The sequence below is a fragment of the Serratia sp. CY31944 genome (assembly GCF_052169175.1).
GTDB classification, from domain to species: Bacteria; Pseudomonadota; Gammaproteobacteria; order Enterobacterales; family Enterobacteriaceae; genus Serratia; species Serratia sarumanii.
The window spans coordinates 56,493-74,204 of sequence record NZ_JBJNLG010000011.1 but is presented as its reverse complement, the minus strand read 5'-3'; the positions used below and the strand labels follow the sequence as shown (position 1 = coordinate 74,204).

At 61.4% G+C, this 17,712-nt stretch carries 15 protein-coding genes, 1 tRNA gene and 1 pseudogene; 5 read left to right on the top strand and 12 right to left on the bottom strand.

Annotation, left to right across the window (positions count from 1 at the left end; translation table 11 throughout):
• Positions 1-75: 75 nt before the first annotated feature.
• From ACJ8IN_RS13115 to ACJ8IN_RS13095, 5 genes are all read right to left on the bottom strand, one after another.
• Entirely contained in the window at positions 76-1,686 is a 1,611-nt protein-coding gene (locus ACJ8IN_RS13115) for an MFS transporter (RefSeq protein ID WP_060422536.1), read from the bottom strand.
• Positions 1,679-2,104, bottom strand: a complete 426-nt coding sequence (locus tag ACJ8IN_RS13110; protein ID WP_033639880.1) for a DoxX family protein — start codon at positions 2,102-2,104, stop codon at positions 1,679-1,681. Before ACJ8IN_RS13110 ends, ACJ8IN_RS13115 begins: the two co-directional genes overlap by 8 nt.
• Positions 2,105-2,113: 9 nt before the next feature.
• On the bottom strand, positions 2,114-2,944 hold the full coding sequence (locus ACJ8IN_RS13105) for an alpha/beta fold hydrolase (RefSeq protein ID WP_043147685.1): 831 nt from the start codon (positions 2,942-2,944) through the stop codon (positions 2,114-2,116).
• Positions 2,945-3,086: 142 nt separating this feature from the next.
• Positions 3,087-4,481: an MFS transporter gene (locus tag ACJ8IN_RS13100; protein WP_170943483.1), complete on the bottom strand. Its 1,395-nt coding sequence runs from the start codon at positions 4,479-4,481 to the stop codon at positions 3,087-3,089.
• Positions 4,482-4,655: 174 nt separating this feature from the next.
• Complete coding sequence (locus tag ACJ8IN_RS13095; protein ID WP_033654945.1) at positions 4,656-5,846, bottom strand: sugar transporter; 1,191 nt, start codon at positions 5,844-5,846, stop codon at positions 4,656-4,658.
• Between the two features lie 268 nt (positions 5,847-6,114).
• On the opposite strand from ACJ8IN_RS13095, the gene ACJ8IN_RS13090 reads away from it, so the two are divergent.
• Complete coding sequence (locus ACJ8IN_RS13090) at positions 6,115-6,801, top strand: aspartyl/asparaginyl beta-hydroxylase domain-containing protein (protein ID WP_033654946.1); 687 nt, start codon at positions 6,115-6,117, stop codon at positions 6,799-6,801.
• Positions 6,802-6,818: 17 nt separating this feature from the next.
• Here the strand turns inward: ACJ8IN_RS13090 and ACJ8IN_RS13085 are convergent, their stop codons facing one another.
• Positions 6,819-7,766: an aromatic alcohol reductase gene (locus tag ACJ8IN_RS13085; RefSeq protein ID WP_308325889.1), complete on the bottom strand. Its 948-nt coding sequence runs from the start codon at positions 7,764-7,766 to the stop codon at positions 6,819-6,821.
• A gap of 86 nt (positions 7,767-7,852) precedes the next feature.
• On the opposite strand from ACJ8IN_RS13085, the gene ACJ8IN_RS13080 reads away from it, so the two are divergent.
• Positions 7,853-8,275, top strand: a complete 423-nt coding sequence (locus ACJ8IN_RS13080; RefSeq protein ID WP_308325890.1) for a winged helix-turn-helix transcriptional regulator — start codon at positions 7,853-7,855, stop codon at positions 8,273-8,275.
• A 29-nt stretch (positions 8,276-8,304) separates the two neighbouring features.
• Here the strand turns inward: ACJ8IN_RS13080 and ACJ8IN_RS13075 are convergent, their stop codons facing one another.
• The 5 genes from ACJ8IN_RS13075 to ACJ8IN_RS13055 form a co-directional block, all read right to left on the bottom strand.
• The gene (locus tag ACJ8IN_RS13075) at positions 8,305-9,021 is read right to left on the bottom strand and encodes an ABC transporter ATP-binding protein (protein WP_033647952.1); all 717 of its coding nucleotides are present in this window, start codon (positions 9,019-9,021) and stop codon (positions 8,305-8,307) included.
• Entirely contained in the window at positions 9,018-9,893 is an 876-nt protein-coding gene (locus ACJ8IN_RS13070) for an ABC transporter ATP-binding protein (RefSeq protein WP_308325891.1), read from the bottom strand. Before ACJ8IN_RS13070 ends, ACJ8IN_RS13075 begins: the two co-directional genes overlap by 4 nt.
• Positions 9,890-11,176 (bottom strand): high-affinity branched-chain amino acid ABC transporter permease LivM, encoded by a 1,287-nt coding sequence (gene livM / locus ACJ8IN_RS13065; RefSeq protein ID WP_060422542.1) that lies wholly within the window; start codon positions 11,174-11,176, stop codon positions 9,890-9,892. Before livM ends, ACJ8IN_RS13070 begins: the two co-directional genes overlap by 4 nt.
• Before the next feature lie 10 nt (positions 11,177-11,186).
• The gene (locus tag ACJ8IN_RS13060) at positions 11,187-12,101 is read right to left on the bottom strand and encodes an ABC transporter permease subunit (protein ID WP_004928592.1); all 915 of its coding nucleotides are present in this window, start codon (positions 12,099-12,101) and stop codon (positions 11,187-11,189) included.
• Between the two features lie 125 nt (positions 12,102-12,226).
• Positions 12,227-13,345: a branched-chain amino acid ABC transporter substrate-binding protein gene (locus tag ACJ8IN_RS13055; RefSeq protein WP_033647954.1), complete on the bottom strand. Its 1,119-nt coding sequence runs from the start codon at positions 13,343-13,345 to the stop codon at positions 12,227-12,229.
• Positions 13,346-13,799: 454 nt separating this feature from the next.
• Here ACJ8IN_RS13055 and ACJ8IN_RS13050 point away from each other — a divergent pair.
• The 3 genes and pseudogenes from ACJ8IN_RS13050 to ACJ8IN_RS13040 all read left to right on the top strand — a co-directional run bounded on the left by ACJ8IN_RS13050 (position 13,800) and on the right by ACJ8IN_RS13040 (position 15,454).
• Positions 13,800-13,875, top strand: a tRNA-Asn gene (locus ACJ8IN_RS13050).
• A gap of 161 nt (positions 13,876-14,036) precedes the next feature.
• A pseudogene (locus ACJ8IN_RS13045) lies at positions 14,037-15,108 on the top strand (tyrosine-type recombinase/integrase).
• Positions 15,109-15,115: 7 nt separating this feature from the next.
• Positions 15,116-15,454 carry a hypothetical protein gene (locus ACJ8IN_RS13040; RefSeq protein WP_176454064.1) on the top strand — a complete coding sequence of 113 codons (339 nt, stop codon included), beginning with the start codon at positions 15,116-15,118 and terminating at the stop codon, positions 15,452-15,454.
• Positions 15,455-15,525: 71 nt separating this feature from the next.
• Here ACJ8IN_RS13040 and ACJ8IN_RS13035 read toward each other — a convergent pair whose 3' ends face one another.
• Entirely contained in the window at positions 15,526-17,682 is a 2,157-nt protein-coding gene (locus ACJ8IN_RS13035) for a TonB-dependent siderophore receptor (protein WP_060422547.1), read from the bottom strand.
• Between the last annotated feature and the right edge of the window lie 30 nt (positions 17,683-17,712).

Sequence of the window (17,712 nt, the reverse complement as noted above, 5' to 3'; positions counted from 1 at the left end):
CTACATTCGTCTTACGGCGACCGCGCCGCCGAACCGACCAAAAGCATAGCACCTTCTCACCGCCTGGCCGTGCAGTTAATGCTTCACCTGATGCCGGTCGAGCGACAGGAAGTGATGCACCACCGGTTTCTCCGGCCCGATGTGGAAGCGCAGCGCCTCCTGCTGCAGATCGGCGTCGGCGTGCGACACCCGCTGGTGCTGCCGCAGGTGCTCCGCCCAGGACTCCACCAGGAACCACTCCATGATGCATTCCGGATCGCCGGTGTGCTCGGTAATGCCCCAGGCGTAAGCGCCGTCGCGGCGACGCGCCCGCTCCAGCATCAGCAGCGTGCGCAAGAACTGCGGCCGATCCTGTTCGCGGATGCGGTACTCCACCTGAATCATCACCGGGCCGCGATCGTTCTCAACCGGCGTGTTGACCAGCGGCTCCGGCCAATGGTTCGACGGCTGCAGATCGGCTTCGCCGGTCGGCAGACGCAGGCGATGGAACAGCAGCCCCGCCGCCAGCAGGCCGACGCCGCCGACCAGCAGCGTGGCGGGCACGCCCAGCTCCTGCGCCACCAGCCCCCACAGCAGGCTGCCCGCCGCCATCGCGCCGTTGAACACCATCAGGTAGATGGCCAGGCCGCGGCCGCGCACCCAGTTGGGCAGCACACCCTGCGCCGCGCCGTTGAGCGTGGTCAGCGCGATAATCCAGCCTGCGCCCAGCACCAACAGCAGCACCACCGCCAGCCACTGCGGCGGCGCCAGTGACAGAGCCGCCATCACCACGGCGGTGAGCACCGCCGCCAGCAGCACCAGCCCGTCGGCGTTGAGCCGCTGGCGCAGGCGCGGCAGCGCGATCGCCCCGAGGATCGCCCCGGCGCCTACCGCCCCCAGCAGAACACCGTAAAAGCCGGCGCTGCCGCCCAGCATGCGGCGCGCCACCAGCGGCAGCAGCGCCCAGACCGAGCTGGAGAAGGCGAAGAACACCGCCGCCCGCAGCAGCACCACGTGCAGCTCGCGGCTGGAACGGGCATAGCGCAGGCCGGCGCGGAAGGCGCCGAAGAAGTGTTCCGACAGGCCGCTGTCCTCGGCCTTCGGCCGCTTCCACCACAGCAGCGCCGCGATCACCAGCACATAGCTCATCACGTCCGCGCCGTAGGCCGCGCCGGCGCCGAAGCTGGCCAGCAGCAGGCCGCCGGCCGCCGGGCCGATGGAGCGGGCGATGTTGATGCCCAGCGAGTTCAGCGCCACGGCGTTTTTCAGCTCGGCGCGCGGCACCAGCTCCGGCACGATCGCCTGCCAGGTCGGCCCCATCAGCGCCGCGCCGATGCCGCCGACGAAGGTCAGCGCCAGCAGGTATTCCACCGTCAGCGCACCGGTCTGCGACAGCACCAGCAGGCTGCCGCTGACGCAGGCCAGCAGAATTTGCACGAAGATCAGAAAGCGCCGCCGATCGAGGATGTCCGACAGCACCCCGGCCGGGATCGCCAGCAGGAACACCGGCAGCGTGGCGGCGGTCTGCATCAGCGCCACCGCCGAAGGGTTGCTCGACAGATCGGTGATCAGCCACGAGCTGGCGACGTCGCGCATAAAGCTACCGACGTTGCCGAGCACCGTGGCGCCCCACAGCACCGCAAATAAGGGGATTTTCAGCGGCGCGAAGCCGCCCGCCGCCGCCTTGTTGTCCGCCTGTTCAGCCATCCGTTCGCTCCTTCAAATCGTTAAATGCCACCAGCAACAGCGCGCCGGCCAGCCCAAGGTGTTCAAAAAATCCGTTCATCATCTGGCCGCGTTCCGCCCCGTCGAACTGCCAGAACGGATTGGCCATCAGCGTCGCCATCAGGGTGAAACCGGCCAGCGCCAACGCGCCGAGCCAGCGGTAAAAGCCGCTCAGGATCAGCGCCGACGCCGCCAGTTCCAGCAGCGTCACCAGCACGGCGAACAGCGCCGCCGGCTGCAGGCCGAAATGGGTCATCTCGGCGATGGCGCCTTCGACGTTCAGCGCCTTGACCAATCCGCCCTGAATGTAGGCGGCGCAAATGGCGAGCAGCAGCAGCCAGCGCACCGCGGGCGCATGCAGCCGCTGCGCGCAGCGGGCGGCGATAGCAGTCAGGTTCATCGTGCCCCCTTAAAACGGCGAATTCTGGATAAAGGCCAGCAGATCGGCGTTGAAGCGATCGGGATCGACCTGCGCCAAGCCGTGAGCGCCGTCGGCGTAAACATTCAGCTCCGCCTGTTGCATAAGCTTAGCGGCTTTCAGCGCCGAGGCGCCGATCGGCACGATCCGATCGGCGTCGCCGTGTACCAACAGCGTCGGCCTGTCGATCGCCAGCAGATCGGCGGTGAAGTCCACTTCGGAGAACGCGCTCACGCCGTCGTACTGCCCTTTCATGCCGCCCTGCATGCCCATCAGCCAGAAGTGGTCGATCAGCCCCGCATTGCTCTCCACCTCGTCGCAGTGGAGACCGTAGAACGGCACCGCCAGATCTTTGAAGAACTGCGAGCGGTTGCCCGCCACGCCGCTGCGAATGCCGTCGAAGGCCGCCATCGGTGTGCCTTCCGGGTTGACCGGCGTTTGCAGCATCAGCGGCGGCACGGCGCCCACCAGCACCACTTTCGCCACCCGATCGCTGCCGTGGCGGCCGATGTAGCGCGCCACTTCGCCGCCGCCGATGGCGTGGCCGACCAGGATCAGATCGCGCAGATCCAGCGTTTCGATCAGCAGAGCCAGATCGTCGGCGTATTGGTTGATGTCGTTGCCGTGCCAGGTCTGATCGGAACGGCCGTGGCCGCGGCGATCGTGGGCGATCACCCGGAACCCGCTCTGGCCGAAAAACAGCAGCTGGTTGTCCCAGGCATCGGCGGACAGCGGCCAACCGTGGGAGAACAGGATCGGCTGGCCGCGGCCCCAATCCTTATAGAAAATGCGCGCGCCATCGGGCGCGGTGAGGATGCTCATGACGTGTTCCCCGCTCGGTATTGAATTGGATTTTGTACCGGGTAACAGTACGGCAGGCGCAAAGGCAGTGATAACGGAATAATTTTCGCATGATCGCGAGTTTTTTTGCTGAAGAGGCCGGCGTCGCCGCCGGCGCAAAACGTCAGATGTTTTCCAGATCGATACCGCGCGTTTTCGGGCCGAACAGCCCGATCACCAGCATCACGATCAGCATGCTGGCGACGATAAACGCGATCACCCCCAGCGAGCCGCCGTACTGCAGGATAATGCCGATGATAATGCTGCTGAACACCGTCGACAGCCGGCTGAAGGAGTAGCAAAAACCGACGGCGCGGGCGCGAATATGGGTCGGGAAGATCTCGGATTGATAGGAGTGGTAGCTGTAGGTCAGCCAGGCGTTGGACCAGGTGATGAAGAAGCCGCACAGGATCAGCCACAGCGGGTTGTTCTGCAGCGCGAACAGCGAGCCGAAGACCACCGTCACCAGGCAAGACAACACGATCTGCCACTTATTCTCCATCTTGTCGGCGTAGAAGCTGCACAGCAGCGAGCCCAGCGGGTAGGCCAGCGTGATGAAGAAAGCGTACAGCAGGCTGTGGGTGACCGATGCGCCCTTGCCCGACAGCAGCGCAGGCAACCAGTTGCCGAAGCCGAAGAAGCCGATGGCCTGAAAGAAATTCATCACCACCAGCATCAGCGTGCGATCGCGATACTGCGGCGCCCAGATGTCGCGAAAGCGGCCGCGCAGCGGTGCCCCCTCGGCATCGTCCACCGGGCGCGACGGGAAGTCCGTAGCCGCCACGCCGCAGCGCCGTTCCATATCCCGCATCACCTGCCGGGCCTGCACATAGCGCCGCTGCTGCACCAGCCAGCGCGGCGACTCCGGCAGCCCCTTGCGCACCAGCCAGATCACCAGCGAGGCCAGCGCGCCGGCGATCACTACATAGCGCCAGCCGCTCAGGCCCCAAATCGTCTGCGGCACCAGCCACCAGGACATCAGCGCCACCGCCGGCACCGACAGGAACTGCACGAAGAACGCGAAGGCGAAAGCCCGGGTGCGCAGATGCGCGGGCACCCACTCCGTCAGGTAGGTATCGATGGTCACCAGCTCAATGCCAAGCCCGACGCCCACCAGAAAGCGCAGAAAGATCACCCACTCCGCCTGCTGTTGAAACGCCAGCAGCAGCGAGAAGGCGCCATACCAGATCAGGGCGAACATGAAGGTGGCGCGGCGGCCGAAGCGATCGGCGTACGGGCTCAGCAGGCTGGCGCCGACGAACAGGCCAAGAAAGGTGGCGGAGGCGAAGGCCGCCTGGTCCGACACGCCGAAGACGCCCTGCGCGCCGGTGTGGAAAATGCCGTCGGCGATAAGGCCGGTGCTGATATAGCCGGTCTGGAACAGATCGTAGAGTTCGAAAAAGCCGCCCAGCGACAGCAGAATGATAAAGCGCCACAGGCCGGCCGACGCGGGCAAGGCGTCGATTCTGGCCGCCAAATCCCGCGCATGGATCGGCGACGCCGCTACAGAGTCACTCACCGTTAACCTCGCATTAACATTTTTGATGACTTTCTATGCTAGCGAAGCGGCGTCGGAGTTAAATTTTTAATTAGCAGACTATGAAAAAAAGTTAAGCATAAAACGCTGCAGCAGCCTGTTTTATAGCAGGAAAGTGCAACGCGGGATGCCGCTGCGGCATCCCGAATCGGTGGCTTAACGGCTGGGGTGCTGCTGCAGCCGTTCGCTGCGGTAGAAGCTCAGCAGGCACCAGCCGAGGGCGATCAGCGCCAGCGGCGCGGCGACGAAGCCGATGTTGCCCATGCCCAGATGCAGGCTTACCTGGTTGCCCAGCAGCGCGCCGCTGCCGATGCCGAAGTTGTACAGGCCGGAGAAGATCGCCATCGCCACGTCGGTGGCGTCCGGCGCCAGGCTCAGCACTTTGGCCTGCATCGACAGGCCGATGGCCATGATCGCCATGCCCCAGAAGATGCACAGCACCGTCAGGTGGCTTTCGCTGCCGGCGGCCGGCAACAACAGCAGCAGGCTCAAGGCCAGCAGCGCGATGGCGCCGATAAAGAAGCCGGAAGGAAAACGCTCGCTGTAGCGGCTGAACAGCAGGCTGCCGACGATGCCGGCGGCGCCGAACAGCAGCAGCATCAGCGTGGTGAAGTTCTCCGACAGCCCGGCCACGGTCTGGATAAACGGCTCGATGTAGCTGTAGGCGGTGAAGTGCGCCGTCACCACGATGACGGTCAGCATGTACAGCGCCAGCAGCGCCGGGCGTTTGAACAGCAGCGGCACGCTGGCCAGCGAACCGGAGTGCTCGCTTTTCAGCACCGGCAGCAGGCGCCACAGCAGCACCAGCGCCAGGGTGGCGCACACCGCGATGCCGATAAAGGTCATGCGCCAGCCGAGCAGCTGCCCCACCACCCGCCCGAGCGGCAGCCCGAGCACCATCGCCAGCGCGGTGCCGCCCGCCAGCAGGCTCAGCGCCTGGGCTTTCTTGCCCGGCGGCGCCACGCGGATCGCCAGCGAAGCGGTGATCGACCAGAACACCGAGTGCGCCAGCGCCACGCCGGCACGCGAGATGACCAGCGTGGTGAAGTTCCAGGCCACGGCGGTCAGCACGTGGCTGGCGATAAACAGCATGAACACGCCGATCAGCAGCTTGCGGCGCTCAATTTTGCTGGTCAGCAGCATGCACGCCAATGAGGCGGCGGCGACGATCCAGGCGTAGATGGTGATGATCAGGCCCACCTGTTCGGTTTGCATCGAGAAGCTGGCGGCGATGTCGCTCAGCAGACCGACCGGAATAAATTCGGTGGTGTTGAAGATAAAGGCCGAGACGGCGAGGATAACCACGCGCAACCAGGCGGTTGAGCGCGAAACGGCAGCGTGTTCCATGGTAAACAAAATCCGGACAGGTGCGGGCAAGTAGCGATATTTTAACCAACCGGCCCGCTAAATGCGATACGCGTCACACTTTAATTGTGTGGTTTTTTTCGCCGCATTTCGACACATTCGCAGACACACGGTTGCACAAATGCTGTGCTAATCTATTGAAGCGTACCAATTTTTCCTGCCGCTCTTCCCCTCCGGCCGCCGCAGACGACGCGCCGCGCCGAAGAACCGCGCGCAGTGTCCATTTGGCGTTTTCTGAGGCGAGGTCATTATGTCCGCGATTTATGATTGGTCCGTGCTCGCATTGCGCAATGTTTACGATCGCCGCATTCAGGGCAAGCCGGTGCTCGACAGCGCCGCGCTGTTCCCCGACGCCGAACGTTTCACCGCCCAATGGCGGCAGATCCGCGAAGAGGCGCTGACCGTAGCCCACGATCTGCACAATATTCCCCGCTTTCACGAGATCATGATCCAGCAGGCGTCGATTTCCGCCAACGACGCGCGCGACTGGCGCATGTTCATCATGAAGGCCTACGGCCAGCCAATCGCCCGCAACCTGGCGCGCTGCCCGACGCTGGCGGCGCTGATCGCCTCGTCGCCGGACGTGCTGTCCGCCTCGCTCTCTTTCCTGGCGCCCGGCAAGCAGGTGCCGCCCCACCGCGGGCCGTTTCGCGGCATTCTGCGCGGCTATCTGGTGCTGGACATGCCCAAACGCGCCGACGGCGCGCCGGCGGCGGTGCTGAAAGTGGACGGCCGCGAATACCGGCTGCACGAGGGGGAGTTCATGCTGTGGGACGACACCTTCGAACACGAAGTGTGGAACGACAGCCCGCAGGTGCGCACCGTGCTGCTGCTGGACATCCGCCGCCGCGACATGCCCGGCGGGCTGCGGCTGCTCTCCAGCGCCATCATCGCCCTGGTGCGGCTGAACGTGCGCTGGATGCAGAAACAGTTCTGACTGCGGCGCTCAGGCGCTTAACCGTCCTGAGAGGTCGGGCATTGCTGCGCCAGCCACTGCTCGGTGGTGGTGGTGGCTATGCCCTGGCGCGCATTGAAGGTTTTCGCCTTATCCCAGGCCACGCCGTCGGGCCGGGCGAAAGCCAGCCGGTATTTGGCGCCGACGTCACGCGGATGGTTCCGCGCCTCCTCCTGCAGCCGCTCTTTGTCCAACAGGACTCTGTTGACCTCTACGCCCCAGTGCGCCTGCATGACATCGGCAAGCTCGCGGTAGGTCAGCGTGTCCCCGGCGATATAGACCACCTGGTTGCGAAACGCGGGCCGATGGAAAAAAATCGCGGCCGTCAGCCGGCCAATGTCCTCGGGGGTGGTCAGCGTCACCGCGTAGCCCCAGTCGCCCAGCGCGCGCACCGTTTTGGTTGCCGCATCCACCACGCCAAAACCCGAGTCAAACAGGTAGCTGGTGAAAATACCCGTGGAAACAATCACCCACTCCGTCGCCTTCTGCGCACGCAGCAGATGGCGCACTTCGAGCTGTTCATCCCACACCTGTTGCCCGCTGCCTGTGCCGACAACATCGTAGTCCACGCCGAACTGCCACGGGAAGTAACGCGCCACGCCCGCCTGCAAAACGGCCCAGGTGATCTTTATCTGCGTGCCCGCCCCGCCGACAAAGCCGCTGCAGTTGATCACCGCGTCAAAGCAACGCAGCAGCGCGCTCAGCTCATCCACGCTGTTTTGCTGCAGATCGCCTTCCACTACAGCGATACCGAGCCGCGCCAGCGCATCCCGCCGCGCCCGATGCGGGCCGGTGACGGCGCGAGCGGCCTCCGGCCGGAGGAGCACGCTGATTTTTAAAGCGTGGTGTAACCGGGCCTGCCGGCTCATCGCGCGCAATACCGGCAGCCCCAGTTCACCGGCGCCGAGTATGAGCACGGTATTGATGGATGGATTTGTGGATTTCATTCTTGCCTCCTGTCTTGACACTGCGTCATCCTGACAGCTGACAAAAACGGGTTCAATTAGGTACACGCGTGATACTGGAGATGAATATGACGAGCGATCGGGAAGCGCTGTTGCAATTTTCGCAGGCGTTCTGTGAAGAATTGAGCGACGACGATGAAGGGTTGAAGCGTGAGGTCCTCGCGCATGCAGGCAACCGTTGGTCGCTGGGGGTATTGCATATCCTGAGCACCCACGGGCCGCTGCGCCACGGCGAAATAGGCCGCCAATTAGCGGGCGTGACGCAGAGAATGCTGACGCGGACGCTGCGCCATCTCGAGCGGGACGGGTTGATATCGCGCTGCGATTATCAGGAAAAGCTGCCCCGCGTGGTTTACACCATCACCGACGCGGGGGAAGAGATGCTGCTCAACATGCTGCCGCTCTGGTCGTGGATTATCGCCTCCGCCGATGCCTTCAGGGCGGCCCGCTCGCACTACGATGATCAAGAACGTCACGCCACCGAGAGATGACTGCGGGCCTCCCTGCCCGTGGGCGGCGTTCAGCCGCCGCCCAGATAGGCCTTTCTCACCTCCGGATCGTTCAACAGCTCCTGGCCGCTGCCGGTGAGGCGGATCTGGCCGTTGACCATCACATAACCGCGATCGGACAGCTTCAGCGCGTGGTTGGCGTTCTGCTCCACCAGAAACAGCGTCATGCCGCTGCGGGTCAGCTCGCGCAGCACGCCGAAGATCTGCCGCACCACGATCGGCGCCAGCCCCAGGCTCGGCTCGTCCAACAGCAGCAGCTTCGGCCGGCTCATCAGCGCGCGGGCGATCGCCAGCATCTGCTGCTCGCCGCCGGACAGGGTCATCGCCCGCTGGTTGCGCCGTTCCTTGAGGCGCGGAAACAGCTCGAACATGCGCTGCAGATCCTCCGCCAGATAGCGGTTGCCGACGGTGATGGTGCCCATCAGCAGGTTCTCCTCCACGCTCATGTCCGGAAAGATGCGCCGCCCTTCCGGCGCTTGCGCGATGCCGCCGGCCGCCACGTAGTGCGTGGAGCGGCGGCTGATGTCCTCGCCGCCAAACAGGATCTGCCCGCCGGCGATGCGCGGCTGGCCGAAGATCGACATCAACAGCGTGGACTTGCCCGCGCCGTTGGCGCCGATCAGCGCCACCGTCTCTCCGGCGTTGACCTGCAGCGACACCTTGCGCAGCGCCTGGATCGGCCCATAAAACACGTCCACTTCGCGAAATTCCAGCATCGCTTCGCTCATCCCGCCAGCTCCTCTTCGTCCGCGCCCAGGTAGGCGGCGATCACCGCCTCGTTGTGCTGGATCTCCTGCGGCGTGCCGCGGGCGATCACGTCGCCGTGATCGAGCACGATCACCCGATCGGAGATCTCCATCACCATGCCCATGTCATGCTCGATCAGCAGCACCGTGATGCCGTGATGCTGGCGCAGGAAACGGATGATGCGGCTCAGCGTGGCCGTTTCCACCGGGTTCAGCCCGGCGGCCGGCTCGTCGAGACAGATCATCTCCGGCGCGGTGCACATGGCGCGCGCGATCTCCAGCCGCCGCTGCTGGCCGTAGGACATCTCCCCCGCCAGCCGGTTGGCACAGTCCACCAGATCCACCACCTCCAGCCAGTAGAAGGCGTGATCCAGCGCGGCGCTCTCCGCCCGGCGGTAGCCCGGCATGTTCAGCACCCCGGCGATCAAGTTGCGGTTGCTCTGCATGTGCTGCGCCACCAGCAGGTTCTCGACTACCGACATTTCGCGGAACAGGCGGATATTCTGGAAGGTGCGCGCCAGCCCGGCGCGGTTGACCAAATGAGTGCCGCCGAACATCTTGTAATAGAGGCGCGAGCCGAGCCGCTTCGGGCGTATCCAGTCGCCGGCGCGAAACTTCTGCCCCAGCACCTGGATCACGTCGGTCGGCCGCTTATGGGTATTGAGCAGGATCGCGCCGCCGCTGGCGCGGTAAAAGCCGGTCAGGCAGTTGAACACCGTGGTCTTGCCGGCGCCGTTGGGGCCGATCAGGGCGGTGATGGAGCCGCGCTCTACCTCCAGATTGACGTCGTTCAGCGCCTTGATGCCGCCAAAGCGCATCATCAGGTGCTCCACCCGTAAAATGGCGTCGCTCATGGCGCCACCCCCTTGCGCTCGGCGAAGCTGGCGCGGCTGATGCGCACCAGCCCGCGCGGCCGCCAGATCATCATCGCCACCATCAGCATGCCGAACAGCAGCACCCGGTATTCGGCGAAGCTGCGCAGCAGCTCCGGCGCCACCGTCAGCACGAAGGCCGCCAGCACCACGCCGAGGGTGGAGCCCATGCCGCCCAGCACCACGATCGCCAGGATCAGCGCCGACTCGAAGAAGGTGAACGAGGTCGGGTTGACGAAGCCCTGATAGGTGGCGAAAAACACCCCCGCCAGCCCGGCGGTGGAGGCGCCCAGCATAAAGGCCGACAGCTTCACCAGCACGTGGTTCAGCCCGAGAGAGCGACAGGCGATCTCATCCTCGCGCAGCGCCTCCCAGGCGCGGCCGATCGGCATGCGCGTCAGCCGGTGCTTGATGTACAGCACCAGCAGCACCACCAAAAACAGCACCGCGTAGATGAAAATGAACTTGAGGTTGGGGTTGTAATCGATGCCGAGAAACTCGTGGATCGGCACCCCGCCGTCTTTGGCGCGGCGGCCGAACTCCAGGCCGAACACCGTCGGCGCCGGCACCGAGACGCCGTTCGGCCCGCCGGTGAGCGACATCCAGTTGTTCAGCACCAGCCGGATGATCTCGCCGAACCCCAGCGTGACGATCGCCAGGTAGTCGCCGTGCATGCGCAGCACCGGAAAGCCCAGCAGCGCGCCGGCCAGCGCCGCCATCAGCGCCCCCAGCGGCAGCATCGCCCAGAAGCCCAGCCCGAGGTACTGATAGCCCAGCGCCAGCCCGTAGGCGCCGATGGCGTAAAACGCCACGTACCCCAGATCGAGCAGCCCCGCCAGCCCGACCACGATGTTCAGCCCCAGGCCGAGCAGCACATAGATCAGGCCGAGGATCGCCACCGTCAGCAGGTATTTGGTGGCGACGAACGGGAACAGCAGCGCGATCGCCGCCATCAGCGGCAGGAGCCAGCGCAGGTTGGATTTATAGCCCAGCGGCCGCACGTAGACGCCGTCGTTGCCGCCGTCGAAGCGCGCCAGCACCCTGCGCCCCGGCGCGGTTTGCAGGAACAGGCTCAGCAGCAGCCGCCCGGCCATCACCGCGACGATAATCCACACCAGCCGGTGCGGTTCGAAGTTAAAGCTGTAGCCGTTCAGCACGATGCCGACGATCGGCCCGAACACGATCAGGGCGATCAGCCCGGCCAAGACGGCGTCCAGCAGGCTGCGTTTAACGTCCAGCCCGCCGTGGATCACGGATTGCGACATGGCGTTCTCCTTAAACCTTGGCGATCAGCGGCCGGCCGAGCAGGCCCTGCGGACGGAAGATCAGGATCGCCACCAGCAACCCGAAGGAGAACACGTCCTTGTAATCCGAGTTCACCATGCCGGCGAACTGCGCCTCCGCCACCCCGAGCAGCAGCCCGCCCAGCATGGCGCCCGGCAGCGAGCCGATGCCGCCCAGCACCGCGGCGGTGAAGGCCTTGATGCCGATGATAAAGCCGACGTAAAAATCGAAGGTGCCGTAGTTCATGGTGATCAGCACCCCGGCCAGCCCGGCCATGGCGGCGCCGATCACGAACACCAGCGAGATCACCCGATCGGTATTGATGCCGAGAATCGAAGCCATTTTGCGATCCTGCTGGGTGGCGCGGCAGATGCGCCCCAGCCGGGTGCGCTGAATGATGTAGGTGAGGATCGCCATGCCGAGCAGCGACGCTACCAGAATAAACACTTTGGTGTAGGTGATTTGCACCACGCCGCCGTCGAACTCCAGGCGGAACACGCCGCTCAGCAGCGTTGGGATGCCCTGCTGGCGCGGCCCTTGGCTTATCTGCGCGTAGTTTTGCAGGATTAACGACATGCCTATGGCGGAGATCAGCGGCGCCAGGCGGGTGGAGTTGCGCAGCGGCTTGTAGGCGATACGCTCGATCACCCAGCCGTACACCCCGGTGATGACGATGGTGAACACCAGCGTGCCGAGGATCAGCAGCGGGAACGAGTGCAGCCCGAAGAACGACAGCAGCGCCAAACCGATGGCGCACAGGTAGGCGGAGATCATGTACACCTCGCCGTGGGCGAAGTTGATCATGCCGATGATGCCGTAAACCATGGTGTAGCCGATGGCGATCAGGCCATACACCGCACCGAGGGTCAGGCCGTTGATCAGCTGTTGCAGAAAGAATACATCCATAATGAGCAGTCTCGCCTGGTAAGGCCGCCAACGCAGTCCGACGCGGCCCAAAGGTCATCGCGGAACGGGCTCGCCAGAGCGGCGAGCCCGTCGGTCATAGGGTTACAACTTCAAGGTTCGGCCGTTTACAGCTGGTGATATTTGCCCTTGTCATCCCATTGGTAGACCACGTAGTCCGAGACCTTCAGGTCGCCCTTCTGGTCCCAGGCTTTTTTGCCCATCACGGTGTCAACGTCGTGCGACTTCAGCCACTCGGCGGCCTTGGCGCTGTCTTTGCCGCCGGTGGCGTTAAAGGCGGCGGCGATCGCCTGGATCGAGGCGTAGGAGTAGAGGGTGTACCCTTCCGGCTCAAAGCCGCTGGCGCGGAACTTGGCGATCACCGCCTTGCCTTCCGGGATCTGACGCGGATCGTTGCCGAAGGTCATCAGCACGCCGTTGGTATACTGCGGCCCGCCGGCAGCGGTCACCAGTTCTTCGGTCACCACGCAGTCGCCGGAGAAGAACTTGGCGGTCACGCCCTGCTCGCGCATCTGGCGCACCAGCGGCCCGGCTTCCGGATGGCAGCCGCCGAAGTAGACCACGTCCGGCTTGACCGAGGCGATCTTGGTCACCAGCGCGTTGAAGTCTTTCTCGCCGCGCGACAGCCCCTCATACAGCACTTCCTTGACCCCGCGCTTGTTCATCGCCGCCTTCGCCGCGTCCGCCAGCCCCTGGCCATAGGTGTCTTTATCGTGGATCACCGCGATGCGCTTGGCCTTCAGGGTGTCCAGCATGTAGTTGGTGGCGATCACGCCCTGCTGATCGTCGCGCCCGCACATACGGAACATGGTCTTCATGCCGCGCTCGGTGATCTGCGGGTTGGTGGAGCCGGGGGTGATGGCAATGATGCCGGCCTCGTCATACACCTCGGAGGCGGGCATGGTGGAAGAGGAGCAGAAGTGGCCGACCACCGCCGAGACCTTTTCCTGATCCACCAGCCGGTTGGCGACCGCGACCGCCTGTTTCGGTTCGCAGGCGTCATCTCCCTGCACCAGCTTGATTTTTTCCCCTTTGATGCCGCCGGCGGCGTTGATGTCCGCCGCCGCCTGAGAAGCGCCGCGCCAATACTGATCGCCGTAGGTGGCGTTAGGCCCGGAGAACGGCCCGGCGACGCCGATGACGATATCGGCCTGCGCGGAAAACGCCGTACCTAAACAACCGATGAGCAAAGCAGCGAGCGGACTTTTTATCAATTTCGATGACATTGTTATCTTCCTCAGCACTGGTGTAGCGGAACGCCCTGGGGCGCGGAACTTTCACTTTATGTGTAGACGGGGAAAATAATTTTCTTGAGAGCGCAGTCGCATTCCCCAAAAATGGGTAAGCAAAAATCCAGCCATTGTGACGACGAATACATATTATTTGCTTATTCATCCTACATATCAGTTGCGGCGCGGCGTTTGACGGGGTTAACGGGGGATAAGCCGTACGGCTAAGAGGGAAGGTGCAGGATAGCGAGAGTGACCCTGCACCATCGCCGTGCAACGGCTTGTGCAAACGACGTCAAAACGATTTGGGATGCAAAAATCAGCGCATAGCGATGGAAAATGCCGAAAAACAGCGCAAGGTGCTCATTCCCTCAGCAAACGCGCTTTTTTTGCAGTTTAGCGCTTTGACAAACCCCAGGCGCCCCGCTATTATTCGCCCCGTTCCAACGATTCCTCTGTAGTTCAGTCGGTAGAACGGCGGACTGTTAATCCGTATGTCACTGGTTCGAGTCCAGTCAGAGGAGCCATTTTCCTGTTTTCATGCATCCTTACGAATCCTTTTCTGATGTTGATTCAAGAGGTTAGCGTGAAAAGTCTTCCTGGTGCATTTTGATTTTACCCTCCGCATCGGGAAAAATTGGTGGTCAAATCTGGGGTCAGGTTAGTTCGATAATGAAGTGCCCCCCATATGTCCCTTACCGATGCGAAAATTCGCACTCTCAAACCTTCTGATAAACCCTTTAAAGTCTCCGATTCCCACGGTCTGTATCTTCTGGTCAAACCCGGAGGTTCACGTCACTGGTATCTCAAATATCGCATAAACGGTAAAGAATCCCGCATTGCATTGGGTGCCTATCCTGCCGTCTCCCTCTCTGATGCCCGCCATCAGCGCGAAGGTATCCGTAAAATGCTGGCGCTGAACATCAACCCGACACAGCAACGCGCTGCTGAACGCGGACCCTCCACACCGGATAAAGTGTTTAAAACCGTGGCGCTGGCATGGCATAAAAGCAATAAGAAATGGTCGCAGAACACCGCCGACCGTTTGCTCGCCAGCATGAACAGGCATATCTTTCCAGTCATCGGGCATCTGTCAGTTTTAGAGCTTAAACCCCGACATTTCATTGAGCTGCTGAAAGGGGTTGCGGGAAAGGGCCTGCTGGAAGTCGCGTCCCGCACGCGGCAGCACCTCAGTAACATCATGCGTCATGCTATACATCAGGGGTTAATCGACAGCAACCCGGCGGCAAACCTTGACGGCGTGACGACACCTCCCGTCAGACGCCACTATCCCGCCCTGCCGCTGGAACGGCTTCCTGAGTTGCTCGAAAGGGTTGAAGGTTATCATCGGGGCCGCGAACTTACCCGGCTTGCCGTCCTGCTGACGCTGCATCTGTTCATTCGCTCCAGTGAATTACGTTTCACCCGCTGGTGGGAGATTGATTTCAGAAACCGGGTCTGGACAATTCCTGCCACTCGCGAGACCATTGCTGGTGTGTTATTCCGGGCGCGGTGCCAAAATGCGCACCCCACATATTGTGCCACTACAGGAATCCGGTTTATGGTCGCAGGATGCGGTGGAGCGTCAGATGAGCCATCAGGAGCGCAACACCGTACGCCTGGCTTACATTCATAAGGCTGAGCATCTGGAAGCCCGTAAGGCAATGATGCAGTGGTGGTCGGATTATCTGGATACCTGCCGGGAAGCATATGTGCCGCCGTATATCCAGGGTCAAAGTGGCGTAATGCATCGGGCATAATAAGATCATGAGAAAAGCCGTATCAGCCTGTGCTGGCACGGCATTATTCATTTATCGGCCACCTGCACACCTGCAGTCCAACAAAGCGAAGTTTGTTGCCCGCTTTGCGGATGAATTTCAGGCGTCCGACAGTTTTCATACCGCTGAAGTTCTAGATCGCCACCTGACGGCGGAAGACCATTCACTTAATGTATTTGTTCAGGTCAATACATCGCGCGACCCCAGTAAGTACGGGATGGAACCTGAAAAACTTGATGCCTTAATTCGCAAACTCCGTCCCTTTAAGAACCGGCGAGTGGAACAGGTTCAGCACGCTATTGCCAGCGGGTTGCAGTTCGCTCGTTGATCTCGACGGAAACTCATGAGTAAGCGTCAGACACCTGGTGCTGAATGGCCAGGTGTCTGGTGAAGTTATGATTAAAAATCCCAACTCAGCTTCGCTATCACGGCACGCTCAGCCCCATAGAAACAGCCCTGAGATTCGGTAAAGCAGCTGGTGATGTACTTACGATCGGTAAGGTTTTGCGCGGTGACCTGCACCTTTCCACCTTTTAGGTTGGAAGTCAGATGTCCCAGATCGAAATGCACTTCGGCATCCATCACGCCATAGCCAGCGGTGCTGAACTGGTTCTCCATGGTGCCGCCTTTGGTACCATTGCTGAAACGTCCCCCCACACCTGCACCAAACCCGGAAGCAAAGCTGGACTCCGGCGCTTCCCAGTTGACCCACAACGAACCGAAACGGGTAGGTATACGCAGTGGGGTGCGCCCAACGACATCGCGATTGCTGTCCTGGGTATATTCCACATTCTGCCAGGTCATGGATCCGATGATGCTGAACTGGTCAGTCAGTTGGCCACGCGCTTCTAACTCAATGCCGCGGGAACGAATCTTCCCGCCCTGTACCGAGTAGTTGATGTTGTTGGGATCAGTGGTCAGGACTTTGTCCTGGGTAAGATTAAAGGCGGCAATAGAGAATAACGCTGGCAAATATTTGGGCTGATACTTAATACCTGCCTCATACAACTCGCCGTGCGAGGGATCAAACGCGTTCCCGCTGCTGTCCACAGAGTTGATCGGCTGGAATGATTGAGCGTATGTGAAATACGGAGCAATACCGCTATCAAACAGATAATTGACGCCGGCACGCCAGGTTGTGGCTTCATCACGCTGTTTGGTATCCGCGCTGTAACCCATTAAGTCAGTGGTACGCACGCTTGACCAGTCATGACGCACCCCCACCGTGGCGCGCCATTTTTCATAGCTCAGTTGATCCTGAGCATACAAACCGGTCTGTGTATTCATCAGCCGCGTATCCTGATAGTTCTCAGGCGTGCCGTAGGTGGCCTGGCCATAAACCGGGTTGTAGATATCCAGCGTGGGGACATCATAAGAAGCGGCGTAATTGCCGTGCCCGGTAAAGCGATCCCAGCTCATGCCAACCAGAAGTTGATGATCAATATCCGCCGTAGTGAAATGTCCGTGCAGCTGATTGTCGAGATTGATGGTATTGAAATGCTCGTCAGATGCGGCGATTGATCGGTTGATGGTACGCATATCGTCCTGCAATCCGGCAAAAATCACCGCGTTATATTTTGATGTCATCTGACTGTAGCGACCATTCAGGGTGACATCCCAGTCATCATTAAAGTAGTGTTCTGCGCTATAGCCAACAGCGGCCTGCTTACGCGAAAAGGTATTGTGATCCGGCTCGCCTGGATAAGCGTCTGTCGGTAATTTACCGTTAGGATTGTATTTGGCCGTACCGGCAACAGGCAGGGAAGTCTGGGCTGCCATTTTAGGATCATTTTGCGCACGCGCATAAATCGTGAGCTTGTTATAGTAGTCAGGCTGAAAAGTAATGGAAGGCGCTAACGCCCAGCGCCGCATTTCGGTGCCCCGCTCCTGACCTTCTTTGGTAGTTGCCGTCCCGACCACGCGGTAAAGTATCGTGCCGTCATCATTGACTTTTCCGCCAAAATCGAAAGAGCCGCGCTGATACTGATGATTTCCTCCTTCCAGCTCAACATGGCGAATGGTCTTCGCAGTGGGCAGTTTACTCTGCATCGCGATAATTCCACCCGGACTGGCCAGGCCATACAGCACAGAAGCCGGGCCACGCACCACGGTAATATCCTCCAGCAGGAAGGGATCAACCTGTTGATAGCCATAAACTATCCCGTTGTTCATGCGCAATCCGTCGAGAAACTGATCGTTAAATCCGGTGGAGCCGTAATTGAATCCGCGAATTGAGAACTGGTCAAACGCACTCACCCCACCCCATTGCTCCGCCGCCACGCCTGGTGTGTAACGCAGCGCTTCATTTAAAGAGCGAACGTTCTGCATATCCATCTGTTGACGAGTAATCACTGAGATCGACTGCGGCGTTTCCAGTAATGGCGTATCACTTTTGGTTGCGCTCTGACTGTGTGTTGCGACCAATCCACTGCTGTCGGCAGATTCGGCGACGACATTTATCGTCTCTTCTGCACTGGCCTGCGATGCCACCATGATTGCCATCAAGGCCAAGCTGAGTGGTTTCAGCGATGGCCATTTCTGTGCCCTGTTTTGCATAAGGCCCAAACTCCCTAAAAGGTGAAATGA